The organism is Streptomyces sp. NPDC050636 (genome assembly GCF_040654775.1).
GTDB lineage: Bacteria > Actinomycetota > Actinomycetes > Streptomycetales > Streptomycetaceae > Streptomyces.
In genome coordinates this window covers 72,313-84,506 of record NZ_JBFAIP010000006.1, presented here as the reverse complement: position 1 = coordinate 84,506, position 12,194 = coordinate 72,313, and the positions used below count along the sequence as shown (strand labels likewise).

At 69.4% G+C, this 12,194-nt stretch carries 12 protein-coding genes; 7 read left to right on the top strand and 5 right to left on the bottom strand.

What is annotated here, in order from left to right; translation table 11 throughout:
* A complete protein-coding gene (locus AB0I10_RS08925) occupies positions 1-888 on the top strand; it encodes a hypothetical protein (protein ID WP_363151655.1) in 888 nt (295 codons plus the stop codon).
* Positions 889-948: 60 nt separating this feature from the next.
* On the opposite strand, the gene AB0I10_RS08920 is transcribed toward AB0I10_RS08925, so the two are convergent.
* From AB0I10_RS08920 to AB0I10_RS08910, 3 genes are read right to left on the bottom strand one after another with little or no spacing between them, the layout of a single operon-like run.
* Positions 949-1,158 (bottom strand): DUF5988 family protein, encoded by a 210-nt coding sequence (locus AB0I10_RS08920; protein WP_363151654.1) that lies wholly within the window; start codon positions 1,156-1,158, stop codon positions 949-951.
* 52 nt (positions 1,159-1,210) lie between these two features.
* Positions 1,211-1,453, bottom strand: a complete 243-nt coding sequence (locus AB0I10_RS08915) for a DUF397 domain-containing protein (RefSeq protein ID WP_363151653.1) — start codon at positions 1,451-1,453, stop codon at positions 1,211-1,213.
* Complete coding sequence (locus AB0I10_RS08910) at positions 1,450-2,274, bottom strand: helix-turn-helix transcriptional regulator (RefSeq protein ID WP_363151652.1); 825 nt, start codon at positions 2,272-2,274, stop codon at positions 1,450-1,452. The genes AB0I10_RS08915 and AB0I10_RS08910 overlap by 4 nt, the downstream gene beginning before the upstream one ends.
* A 102-nt stretch (positions 2,275-2,376) precedes the next feature.
* On the opposite strand from AB0I10_RS08910, the gene AB0I10_RS08905 reads away from it, so the two are divergent.
* Together AB0I10_RS08905 and AB0I10_RS08900 are read left to right on the top strand one after the other, a co-directional pair.
* The gene (locus AB0I10_RS08905; protein ID WP_363151651.1) at positions 2,377-2,787 is read left to right on the top strand and encodes a DUF6415 family natural product biosynthesis protein; all 411 of its coding nucleotides are present in this window, start codon (positions 2,377-2,379) and stop codon (positions 2,785-2,787) included.
* Entirely contained in the window at positions 2,777-3,898 is a 1,122-nt protein-coding gene (locus AB0I10_RS08900) for a DUF5954 family protein (protein WP_363151764.1), read from the top strand. The genes AB0I10_RS08905 and AB0I10_RS08900 overlap by 11 nt, the downstream gene beginning before the upstream one ends.
* A gap of 84 nt (positions 3,899-3,982) precedes the next feature.
* Here AB0I10_RS08900 and AB0I10_RS08895 read toward each other — a convergent pair whose 3' ends face one another.
* On the bottom strand, positions 3,983-4,564 hold the full coding sequence (locus AB0I10_RS08895; RefSeq protein WP_363151763.1) for a Uma2 family endonuclease: 582 nt from the start codon (positions 4,562-4,564) through the stop codon (positions 3,983-3,985).
* Between the two features lie 176 nt (positions 4,565-4,740).
* Positions 4,741-5,535: a hypothetical protein gene (locus AB0I10_RS08890; protein WP_363151650.1), complete on the bottom strand. Its 795-nt coding sequence runs from the start codon at positions 5,533-5,535 to the stop codon at positions 4,741-4,743.
* Between the two features lie 241 nt (positions 5,536-5,776).
* On the opposite strand from AB0I10_RS08890, the gene AB0I10_RS08885 reads away from it, so the two are divergent.
* The 4 genes from AB0I10_RS08885 (at position 5,777) to AB0I10_RS08870 (ending at position 12,154) form a co-directional block, all read left to right on the top strand.
* Positions 5,777-7,252 carry an aldehyde dehydrogenase family protein gene (locus AB0I10_RS08885; protein WP_363151762.1) on the top strand — a complete coding sequence of 492 codons (1,476 nt, stop codon included), beginning with the start codon at positions 5,777-5,779 and terminating at the stop codon, positions 7,250-7,252.
* 74 nt (positions 7,253-7,326) lie between these two features.
* Positions 7,327-8,868 carry a GMC oxidoreductase gene (locus tag AB0I10_RS08880; protein WP_363151649.1) on the top strand — a complete coding sequence of 514 codons (1,542 nt, stop codon included), beginning with the start codon at positions 7,327-7,329 and terminating at the stop codon, positions 8,866-8,868.
* On the top strand, positions 8,868-10,088 hold the full coding sequence (locus tag AB0I10_RS08875) for a glycine betaine/L-proline ABC transporter ATP-binding protein (RefSeq protein ID WP_363151648.1): 1,221 nt from the start codon (positions 8,868-8,870) through the stop codon (positions 10,086-10,088). Before AB0I10_RS08880 ends, AB0I10_RS08875 begins: the two co-directional genes overlap by 1 nt.
* Positions 10,085-12,154: an ABC transporter permease subunit gene (locus AB0I10_RS08870; protein WP_363151647.1), complete on the top strand. Its 2,070-nt coding sequence runs from the start codon at positions 10,085-10,087 to the stop codon at positions 12,152-12,154. The genes AB0I10_RS08875 and AB0I10_RS08870 overlap by 4 nt, the downstream gene beginning before the upstream one ends.
* The last annotated feature ends 40 nt before the right edge of the window (positions 12,155-12,194 follow it).

Sequence of the window (12,194 nt, the reverse complement as noted above, 5' to 3'; positions counted from 1 at the left end):
ATGGCGGACACCGGCGGAACACGCTGGAACAGCGAAACCCAGACCTGGGAAAAGGTCGGCACCCCACGGCCCGCCCCGTACACGGGCCCGATGCCGCCCCGCCCGACGTTCGAACCCGCGCCGCCGGCCCCTCCGCCGGACGGGTTACCCCCGTCCACGCCCGCATACGACCCGTACGCCGGACCGGGCCTCGCCCCCGAGCCCGCCCCCGTCCCCTCCCCGGGCGGCCGCCGCCGGACCACGGCCCTGGTCGCCGGCGCGGCGGTGGCCGTGATCGCGGCGGGCTTCGGCGGCGGCTATCTGCTGTGGGGCCGCAACAGCGAAGACCCGGCCGCCGCCCGCCCGCCAACCAACCGCGCATCGGCCTCGGCAAGCATCACCGCCACCTCGCCCGCCTCACCCACCACGCAAACCCCGTCCTCGCCGTCCGCCGCCACCGAGATCCCCGACGGCTATCACCTCGTCGACGACGAAGAGGGCTTCACCACCGCGGTGCCCGACGGCTGGACGCGCAGCCTCCGCAAGACCGGCGTCTTCTACACCGCGCCGGACGACCGCGGCCTGGTGCAGATCTTCGAGATCACCGAACCCGACTACACCCCGCGCGAATCGCTGGAGAAGGCGTCAGAGGGCTTGCAGGGCAACCCCGGCTACGAAGAGATCAGCCTCGAACCGCTCAACGACCCCACCCTGAGCTCGGACGCTGCCCAACTGGTCTACTCCTATGACAGCGACCGCCTGGACGAGCGCGTCCAGGTGGTGGACTGCGTCTTCACCGCCGCCGACGGCCGCCGGTTCGCGGTACTCGTCCTGGGACCGGCGGCCGACTGGCCGCAACAGGAAGAGACCCAGCGCATCGCCCTGCATGCCTTCGTCCCCACCAGCTGACGGCCCGACCGGCCCGGAAGCCGATCGGGCCGGTCGGGCCCGAAGTGACCGCAGTGACCGCTATCCCGGCAGCTCGGTGCGCTCCCACCACTCGTAGACGGGCAGCGGCCCCTCGCCGGTGTCCTTCTCCCGGGGCGTGGCTCTGAAGTGTTCATAGCCGTTGCGAAACGGGACCTTCACGTCGTCCCCGGGACGATCGATCGGCACGATCCGCTCCGGAAGGTCCTCGGGACCGCCTTCGAGCACTGCTTTTGTCGCTGTGTTAGCCATGCCCGAATTGTCTTCCCGGTGACGGAGACCCGTGCCTACGGCTCGCCGAGGGTCACGCGGACAGCACGGCGAACTCGACGAACGCCGCCCACTGGGTGGGGGTGAGGTCGAGCACCGGGCCGGATATGTGTTTGGAGTCGCGGACGTGGATGGTGTTGGGGCAGGTGGCTACCTCGATGCACTCGCCGCCTTCACCGCCGCTGTAGCTGGACTTCTGCCAGTTGTAGGCGACCTCGATGCAGTCGCCGCCACCCCCGTCGCTGTAGCTGGACTTGAACCACCGCAAGTTGCTCATCGATCCTCCATCGCCAACTTCTGGATGAACTCCGCAGATTCCTTGGGGTTCAGTGCCTGGCTTTGCAGGATTCCATAGCGCCGCGCGATCGTGCTGACCGTGCGACGGTCAGTTAGCAGACGTCCCGTGTTTTGGACTTCGAGGTAGGCGCACATCTCCCGGTCCGGTGGCTCGACCAGGGTGAATGGGCCTGCGAGGCCCGCATGGCTTGAACAGCCTGTCGGCATCACCTGGATCTGGACATGCCGCATACGGCCGATTTCCAGCAGGCGGTGCAACTGCTCGCGCAGCACCTCCGGGCCGCCGATGGGACGGCGCAACACGGCCTCCTCCAAGATGAAGCTCAGGGATGCGGTAGGCACGCGGGTGAGGAGCTTTTGTCGGGACAGCCGGGCGGTCACGCGATGCTCGATCTCATCGTCGTCCAAGGCCGGGTGGTACTCGATGTGTACTGCCCGCGCGTACGCCTCGGTCTGGAGCAGACCTTTGACCAGGTGCGCGTCGTAGGCGGACAGCGCGACTGCCTCCGCTTCGGCGTCCGCGTACGGCTGAAACCACACCGGATGCGGCTCCTTCAACTGCTCCTCGATGACGGACATGAACACGCCCGGGACCTTGAACACCTCTTCCAACTTCAGCGCGAGGTCTTCCTTGAGCGGGCGGCGGCCGCATTCCACGCTGCCAATCAGGGATTCGGAGAAGCCCGCCTTGTCGCCCAGTTGGCGTTGCGTGAGGCCGGCCAGTTCTCGTAACGCCTTTGTCTGGAGGCCCAGGATGCGCAGGCTCACGGGGATGTTGTCGTAGTAGCCGTCGCTGGACATAGCGCTATTTCCTCTCGTACGCGATGGCGGCGGACCCGTACGGCTTTTTTGTAGGGGTCGTCAGGCTCGCCTTCGCGGGCCTGTGGCCAGCATGGTTGGGGCATGGACCAGCACGCCTCGCTTCATCGAAATTTCCTTCTAAAGGAGGAAATTGGTTCGTATGGGGTCGACATTCGAACGATTCTGCGCAGTCTCGACACGGTGCTCGCCGAGGACGCGCCCGTGCCGCGGCATGACGAACTGGAGGACGTCACCTTGTTCTTGCGCGGGCATATCGCGCTGCTCATTCCCGAAGTCGAGGAACTGGCCTGGGCGTTGCCGAAGGACGACAGCGTGCGGTGTGCGGCGCTGGCCGGGGTGCGTGAGGCGCAGCGGAAGACCGGACCGGGCGCGGGTGCTGGGAGTGGGCTCATGTCGGCGCTGCGGTATGCGCAGCAACTGGCCCGGGTGTGCCGGGCGTTGGTGCACCACTACGGGCAGCTTCAGGTGATGGGTGAGCACAATGACAGGTGAGCAGGTACCCGCGTACCAGACCATCAAGGTGGTCGCACAGGACAGCCCGGTGGCGGCGTTCTCCGATGAGGAGGCGTGGCGGGCCAGGGAGGCGTATCCCGAGATTCTCGCGGCGGGGGCGGCGGTTTTCGGGCATGCGCGAGAGCGCGAGCAGGGTGGCTGGGAGGTCATCAGCTTCGGGGAGAGCACTCCGCAGGACTCCAGGGACACCATGGCGTCGACGTTCCGGCGGCTGGCGCATCAGGCCGAGGAGTCGGGGGACGAGGCGGGCCGTGCCGAGTGCATGGCGGCGGCGGTGCGGCTGGACTGGGAGAAGGTGGATGAGCTGACGGTGCTGGGGGACCGGTATCGGGTCATCCATGGGGAGCAGTTCATTCGGCGGGGGGCGGAGGGGCCGGAGCCGCCGCGGCCTTCGGATCCGGATCCGGCGGAGCCCGGTCAGGCGTATCGGCTGCCCAGCCGTACCAGTGGGTTTGTGATCGATCCGGCGGTGGGCACGGGGATGTCCGAGGGGATCTTGAAGCTCGACCTGTTGCAGATCGTGCGTACCGCGGGGATGGTGCCGCCGGATGTGCGCAGGGACTCGCAGCGGGCGGCGCGGACGCATCCGGGCGGGGTGCTGCTGCCCGCCGGGTTCATGATCGCGGAGCGGATCGGCGGGGCGCTGTGGAAGCCGCATACCGGGGCCTGCAATACGCCGCAGGCGGCGCGGGACGCGCTGACCATGTGGCTGCGGGTGATGGCGCCGGTGACGCTCCAGCTCGACCAGGCGGACCGGGACGCGTACGAACGGGCCGCGAACCTGCTGGACGAGCGGCCGGGGAACGAGGTCGCGGTGGCGGACGGGGCGCATGTCTTCAAGGTGGTGCGCGTCGAGCGGCTGGTGAGGGTCGGGCCGGACGGTCCGGAGGGGCCGCGGGCGTCCGACTTCGACCCCGATCCGCCGGTGGAGGTGCACACGCGGGAGCTGCGGGAGAAGGGGCTGTGGCGCAAGGAGGGTGAGGACGGCGGGGAGTTGGGGGCCTCGGAGGAGATGAAGGAGTTCGCCCGGCTGGTGGAGAAGGAGCAGGCGCGGCGGGAGGGGAAGCGGCGGGGGCGGCGAGGGCCCTAGGGGGTGGTCGAACGGATGCCCTGGGGGATGCATAGGCCCCCTGCGGGGCCTCAACGCGGAGGCCCCGGGGAGGTATTCCCGCGCTTAGTCCCGGGGGAACTCGTCGGTCGAGAGGGTCAGTCCGACGACCGTGTCCTTGAGGTCGATCGGCTCGCCGTAGGCGAGCGTGGTGTCCACCTTGTACTCGCCGTCCTGCGGGTGTGTGAAGACGCGGCAGCGGCCGGTGTAGGGGTCGGCGATCAGATAGACCGGGACCTCGGCGGCGGCGTAGGCGTCCTTCTTCGGGCCGTAGTCGTTGGCGGCGGTGCCCTTGGAGATGACCTCGGCGATGAACTCGACGTCTTGGTAGCGCCAGCCGTGCCGCGCGTCCTCCTCGGCGCCGTCGGCGAATTTGGCGACGTCCGGGCAGAAGCCGTTGTCGCCGCCTGGAAAGTCGATCCGGACGTCCGACATGGCCAGGACGTCCATGCCGTACTTGTCTTCGAGCGCCCGCACGATCCGGCGGATGGTCTGCCAGTGGATGCTCCGCTGCGGCGTCATGTAGATGGTCCCCTTGACGATCTCGACCTTGTATCCCTCGGGGACAGGCATCCGCTCCAGCCGTGCGAACAGGTCGTCCAGCTCGTCCAAGCTCTGCTCGTGCTCAGTGGGCTCCGCCATCTCCATCCCGTCGGTCTCGATCGTTTCGGTCCGCTCAAGGCTGATGGTCATAGTGCCGCTCCTCCCCGCTGCCGCGCGGTGCGGGCAGCCGCATGGCTCAACGATACGTATGCGCGTATGCCACGTGCTCGTGTCCGTACATCTCGTTTGTACGGACACGTGTGCACGGGCGCGTGTGTAAGTCACGCACCCTGCAAGCGCTGCTCCAGCACCGAGATGTCCACCGTCTTCCCGGCGGGCGGCGTCCTGGCCGGGACCGGCTTGTCGTAGTTGCTCAGCAGGAGCGTGCTGGACTCGCGGCCGACCGTGGTCGTGAGCTTGACGGGGTAGTGCTTGCCCTTGATCGCTACGTAGAGGGTCTGGGTCGCCGGGCCGGACTTCTTGATGAGGGGGAGGACGCGCGCGCCTTCGTGGGCGGTCGGCTTGCCCTTGCTGAGGGCGGGGGCGCGGGGTGTGGGGCTGCCGGGCGGCGGGGTCGGCGGGTGGTCCGGGCCGGCGGCGGACTTCTGGAAGGCGGTCAGGTCGCAGGCGGCGGAGATCCGCTTGAGGACGGCGTCGGCGGTGGTGCCGTGCAGAAAGCGGCCCTTGAACCTCTTGGCGGCGTCGATGCCCTCGCGGCCGGGGAGCTGGGTCTTCCAGTAGGCGGCGTCGGGCCGTATCCAGACCTGTTTGCCGCGCTTGACTATTTCCACGCGGCCGGATGCGCCTTTGCTGATGACGCCCGTGCAGTTACCGGCGCGGTCGAGGGTGAGATCGAGCTTGGTGGGGCTGACGCTGGTCTGAGTGCGGAGCCGCAGGGATTTCGCGGCCAGGAGTTCGCGGCGTGAGATGTCGGATATCTGCTGGGCCGACTTCTTCGCCAGGTCGCCCTGGCCGTCGGGGTCGGCCGAAGTGGAACCCGTACCGGCGGTCCCTGCGAGGAGTGCTGTGCAGCTCAGGGCCGTGACCGCGAGTGCGGTGCGGTGTCCGCCGGCCATCTCGGCACCTCCGGTCCTGGGGGACACGCCAAAGGGACATACGGCTCTAAAGGTACGTACTCGGACTTCCAGCCGCACATTCAGTGAGTCGGGTCACTTTCGATGAAGGTTTGGGCATAGGTAGGGGGCTTTAGGGGAGGGGTCCCTGTTGCTGGTTGAACCAGTGGTTGAACCAGTGCAAACGAATCGGTAAGCGGAAGGCAGTAACGACGTGGCGGCAAACACCATTCACGTAGACGGGGTGTGGCGTTCCGCCGCATCCGGCGCCACGCGGGAGGTCCTCGACCCCGCCGACGCGACGACGCTCCAGGTGGTGTCCGAGGGCGGTGCCGAGGATGCCGATGCGGCGGTCGAGGCCGCCCGTCGTGCCTTCGACGGTGGCGCGGGCGCCTGGCCCCGTACGGCCGTCGCCGACCGTGCGGCCCTGCTGCGCCGCGTCGCCGATCTGCTCCAGCGGGACCGCGAGGAGATCGGGCTGATCGAGAGCCGGGACACCGGCAAGACGCTGGAGGAGGGGCGGATCGATGTCGACTGCGTGACCGACGCCTTCCGCTACTTCGCCGATCTGGTGATGAACGAGAGCGGCGGGCGGGTCGTCGACGCCGGGTCGCCCGACATCCACAGCGTGGTCGTGCATGAGCCGGTCGGCGTCTGCGCGATGATCACGCCCTGGAACTACCCGCTGCTCCAGGCCAGCTGGAAGATCGCGCCCGCCCTCGCGACCGGAAACACCTTCGTGATCAAGCCCAGCGAGGTCACACCGCTGTCGACGGTGCACCTGATCAAGCTGCTGGTGGAGGCCGGGCTGCCGGCCGGTGTCGCCAACATCGTCACCGGTGCGGGCCTGCCGGTGGGCCAGCGGCTGGCCGAGCACCCGGATGTGGATCTGTTCTCCTTCACCGGCGGTCTCGCCAGCGGTACGAAGGCGGGCGCGGCGGCGGTCTCCGGAGCGAAGAAGATCGCGCTGGAGCTGGGCGGCAAGAACCCGAATGTGGTGTTCGCGGATGCCTGCGCCACCGACGAGGGCTTTGACACCGCCGTCGACCAGGCCCTGAACGCGGCCTTCATCCACAGCGGGCAGGTCTGCTCGGCCGGTGCCCGGCTGATCATCGAGGAGTCGGTGCGGGACCGCTTCGTCGCCGAGCTCGCCCGCCGCGCCGAGAAGATCAAGCTCGGGCGGGGCACCGAGGACGGTGTGGAGTGTGGTCCGCTCGTATCGCAGCAGCAGCTGGAGAAGGTGGAGGCGTATGTGGCCTCCGCGCTGGCCGAGGGCGCGCAGCTGCGTTCCGGTGGCTCGCGTCCCAAGCCGTCGGACGTGCGCCCGGCCACCGGCTACTTCTACTCGCCGACCGTGCTGGACGGCTGCCACCGCGAGATGAAGGTCGTCCGGGAGGAGACCTTCGGTCCGATCCTGACGGTCGAGACGTTCACGACCGAGGACGAGGCCGTGGCGCTGGCCAATGACACCGAGTACGGGCTGGCCGGTGCGGTGTGGTCCGCCGACACCGCCCGTGCGCGCCGGGTCGCCGCCCGGCTGCGGCACGGCACGGTCTGGATCAACGACTTCCACCCCTACCTTCCGCAGGCGGAGTGGGGCGGCTTCGGCAAGTCCGGAATCGGCCGGGAATTGGGGCCCACGGGTCTGGACGAGTACCGGGAGAGCAAGCACGTTTACGAGAACCTCCGGCCCGAACCGGTTCGGTGGTTCGCGGGCTAGCCCGTCCGTCCCGGCACCACGCGTTCCCGGCGCCACGCGGGAACGCACGAACATCGCAGAAGGAGCACAACCCCATGCCTGTGTACGACTACGTAGTTGTCGGTGGTGGCACCGCCGGTTCGGTGATCGCCTCCCGGCTCACCGAGGACCCGAACGTCACCGTCGCCGTCATCGAGGGCGGCCCGTCCGACATCGACCGCGATGAGGTTCTGACGCTGCGCCGCTGGCTCGGCCTGCTCGGCGGCGAGCTGGACTACGAGTACACGACCACCGAGCAGCCGCGCGGCAACTCGCACATCCTGCACAGCCGCGCCAAGGTCCTCGGTGGCTGCTCCTCGCACAACACCCTGATCTCCTTCAAGCCGCTGCCGTCCGACTGGGACGAGTGGGCGGCGGCGGGTGCCACCGGCTGGGGTGCCAAGGAGATGGACCCCTACTTCGGCAAGCTGCGCAACAACATCGTGCGGGTGGCGAAGAAGGACCAGAACCAGATCGCGACGGACTGGATCGAGGCGACCAAGAGCGCGCTGGGCGTGCCCGAGGTCGTCGGCTTCAACGACCAGCCCTTCGAGGAGGGCGTCGGCTTCTTCGACCTCTCCTACCACCCGGAGAACAACAAGCGGTCGTCCGCTTCCGTCGCCTACCTCCACCCGCACATGGAGGCCGGGGACCGCCCGAACCTCACGCTGATGCTGGAGACCTGGGCGTACCGGCTGGAGCTGGACGGCGAGCGCGCCAAGGGCGTGCACGTCCGTACGAAGGACGGCGCGGAGGTTCTCGTCGAGGCCGCGTGTGAGGTGCTGGTCTGCGCCGGCGCCGTCGACACTCCGCGGCTGCTGATGCACTCCGGCATCGGCCCGAAGAAGGACCTCGAAGCGCTGGGCATCGAGTGCGTGCTCGACCTGCCGGGCGTCGGCGAGAACCTGATCGACCACCCCGAGTCCGTCATCGTCTGGGAGACCGACGGGCCGATCCCGGACAACTCCGCGATGGACTCCGACGCGGGTCTGTTCGTCAAGCGGGACCCGGAGCACAAGGGCCCCGACCTGATGTTCCACTTCTACCAGATCCCGTTCACCGACAACCCGGAGCGGCTGGGCTACGAGCGCCCCGAGCACGGTGTGTCGATGACCCCGAACATCCCCAAGTCCCGCTCCCGCGGCCGCCTTTACCTCACCTCGGCCGACCCCGAGGTCAAGCCCGCGCTGGACTTCCGGTACTTCGAGGACGAGGGCGACTACGACGGGCAGACGCTCGTCGACGGCATCAAGCTGGCGCGCAAGGTCGCGCAGGCCGAGCCGTTCGCCAAGTGGCTCAAGCGCGAGGTCTTCCCCGGCCCCGAGGTCACCGACGACGCGGAGATCAGCGAGCTGGTGCGCAAGGCCGCGCACACCGTCTACCACCCTGCGGGCACCTGCAAGATGGGCGCCAAGAACGACGAACTCGCCGTCGTGGACCCGCAGTTGAAGATCCGTGGTCTGGCGGGCATCCGTATCGCGGATGCCTCTGTCTTCCCGACGATGCCGGCCGTCAACCCCATGCTCGGCGTCCTCATGGTGGGGGAGAAGTGCGCCGAACTGCTCCAGGAAGCACCTACCAAGGGAGGTGATGCGTAATGGCTAACACCTCCGCCGGCGCATCCGGAAACACCGAGACCGAGATGTCCGAGGCCACCGACGTGACGAAGACCGACGCGGACAAGGCCGATATGACGAAGACCGACGCGGCCGCGACCGCTCCCGCCGCGTCCCCGTCGGACGGTTCGTCCGACGACCGTGACGTCGCCTTCTCCGTCCGCAACCTGTGGAAGGTCTTCGGTCCGAAGGCCGACCGCGTCCCCCGCGACACGTCGCTCGCCGGGCTCTCCGCGCAGGAGCTGCGCGAGCGGACCGGCTGCACCGCCGCCGTCCGCGATGTCTCCTTCGACGTCCACAAGGGCGAGGTCTTCGTCGTCATGGGCCTGTCCGGCTCCGGCAAGTCCACCCTCGTCCGCTGTCTGACCCGGCTGATCGAGCCGACCGGCGGCTCCATATCCTTCGACGGCGAGGACGTGCTCGCCTTGGACAAGGACAAGCTGCGCGAGCTCCGCAGGCATCGCGCCGCCATGGTCTTCCAGCACTTCGGCCTCCTGCCGCACCGTTCGGTCCTCGACAACGTCGCGTACGGCCTGGAGATCCAGGGCGTCGGCAAGGCCGGGCGCCGCGCCAAGGCCCAGGAGATCGTCGAGAAGGTCGGCCTCGCCGGCATGGAGCACCGCCGCCCGACCCAGCTCTCCGGTGGTCAGCAGCAGCGCGTGGGCCTCGCCCGCGCCCTCGCCGTCGACCCCGAAGTGCTGCTCTTCGACGAGCCGTTCAGCGCCCTCGACCCGCTGATCCGCCGGGACATGCAGGAGGAGGTCATCCGCCTGCACCGCGAAGAGGGCCGCACCATGGTCTTCATCACCCACGACCTCGCCGAGGCGCTGCGCCTGGGCGACCGCATCATGCTGATGCGCGGCGGCGAGATCGTGCAGCTCGGCACCCCCGAGGAGATCGTCGCCAACCCGGCTGACGACTACGTACGCGACTTCGTCCGGGACGTCCCGCGCGAGCAGGTCGTCTCGGTGCGCCGCGCGATGCGCCCGGCCGTGGACGGCGAGGCCGACTCCGGTGCCGCGCTCGCCCCGGACACCCTGGTGGCCGACGCCATCGAGGCTGTCGTCCGCAGCGGCGAGCACTGCCGCGTCGTCGAGGGCGGCCGCACCCTCGGCGTCGTCGACCACGCCCGGCTCCTGTCCGTGGTGGCGGGTGTCGACGACGAAGCCGATACCCCCGAGCAGAAGGCGGCCGCAGTATGAGTGCCGCCCCTACGGAGACCCCCGTCCTCGACAAGCGGGAGCGGGTACAGAAGCCGGAGGCCGAGGCGCCGCCCGCGGCCCCGGGCTTCTGGGCCCGCCTGGCAGGCAACCCCAGGGCCATGGTCCTGGTCGCCGCCCTGCTCGTGGCGGTCATCGCCGCGCTCGCCGACGGCAGCGGCGTCTGGCCGAAGGGCCTCACCTTCGACCTGCGTACGCCGCTCACCGACCTGAACGAGTGGCTGGTCGACAACCGCGACACGCACCCGCTCTTCCTCTACTTCCTGCTGCACATCAGCAACACCGCGCAGTCCGCGGTCGACTCGGTGGTCCTGGGCCTGGAGAGCCTCGGCTTCATCGGCGTGACCGTCGCCGCCGTGCTCGTCGCCTGGGCGGCGGGCGGTGCCGGGCTGCAGCGCCGCGCCCTGCGTACCGCGGGAACCGCGCTCGGCGCCTTCGGCCTGATCGGCCTGCTCGGCATGTGGGAACCCGCGATGGAGACCGTAGGCCTGATGGTCGTCTGTGTCGCCGCCGCCGCCCTGGTGGGCGTGGTGCTCGGCATGATCTCCGGCCTCTCCGACCGCGGTGAGCGGATCCTGCGCCCGGTCTTCGACACGATGCAGGTCCTGCCGGCCTTCTCCTATCTGCTGCCGTTCGTGCTGATCTTCGACGTCGGCACCCCCGCCGCCTTCGTCACCACCGTGATCTACGCGGCTCCGCCGATGGCCCGGCTCACCTCGCTCGGCCTGCGCGGCGCGGACGCGGCGGCCCTGGAGGCCTCCCAGTCCCTCGGCGCGACCTTCCGGCAGCAGCTCTTCACGGCCCGGCTCCCGCTGGCCCGCAAGCAGATGCTGCTCGGCCTCAACCAGACGATCATGATGTGCCTGTCGATGGTCGTGCTCGCCTCGATGATCGGCGCGGGCGGCCTCGGTGAGGAGATCTACCGGTCCCTGTCCATCCTGGACGCCGGGCAGTCCCTGACCGCGGGCATCGCGATCGTCCTGATCGCCATCTGGCTGGACCGCACCACCGCCGCGGTCGGCGAGCGCCTGGACGCCCCGGCGGCCGCCGCCCGGCGGACCAAGCCGTGGCTGACCTGGGCCGTCGTCGCAGCCGCGACCGCCGCCGCCACCGCGGTCGGCACCGCCCTCGGCAAGCTGGAGTGGCCCGACAACTGGGTCGTCTCCATCTCCGAGCCGGTGAACTCCGCGGTCGGCTGGATCGAGCGCGAGCTCGGCTCCGGCATCCCGGTCCTGGGTGGCACCCTGACGTGGGCCAACGGTTTCGCCGAGTACGTCATCAACCCGGTGCGCGACGCCCTGCAGGCCACCCCCTGGTGGGCGATCCTGCTCGTCGCCGGTGTGCTCGCCTACCTGGTGGGCCGCTGGAAGGCCGCGGTCACCGCGGTGCTCGCGCTCGGCCTGATCGGCGGCATGGGGCTGTGGACCCGCTCCACGGACACCCTGTCGCAGGTCATCGCGGCCCTGGCCGTGACCCTGCTGCTCGGCTTCGCGGTCGGCGTGCTCGCTGCCCGCGTCGACTGGGTCGACCGGGCCCTCCGGCCGGTGCTCGACACCCTGCAGACCATGCCGCAGTTCGTGTACCTGATCCCGATGATCGCGCTGCTCAGCGGTGGTCGTACGGCGGGTATCGCGGCGGCTGTGCTCTATGCTCTGCCCGCGGTCGTCCGCATCACCAACCAGGGCATCCGTCAGATCGACCCGGCGGCCCTGGAGGCCGCCCGCTCGCTCGGCGCCTCCACCGGTCAGCAGCTCCGCCAGGTGCAGCTGCCCCTGGCCCGCCCGTCGCTGCTGCTCGCCGTGAACCAGGGCGTCGTCCTGGTCCTGTCCATGGTCGTCATCGCGGGCATGGTCGGCGGCGGCGCGCTCGGCGTCGACGTCGTGAAGGGCCTGGCCAAGGGCGACCTGGCGCTCGGCATGACGGCCGGTGTCGCCATCGTCTGCCTGGGCGTCCTGCTCGACCGGATCTCGCAGCCCGCGGCCGCCGTCAAGCGCAGCGCCCGGGCGCGCGGGGACCTCAAGCCTGCCAACCCGGTAGCCCCTTTCTGACCCCACCCCCCCTCGAACCCCCGCTCAACCCACCTGCCAA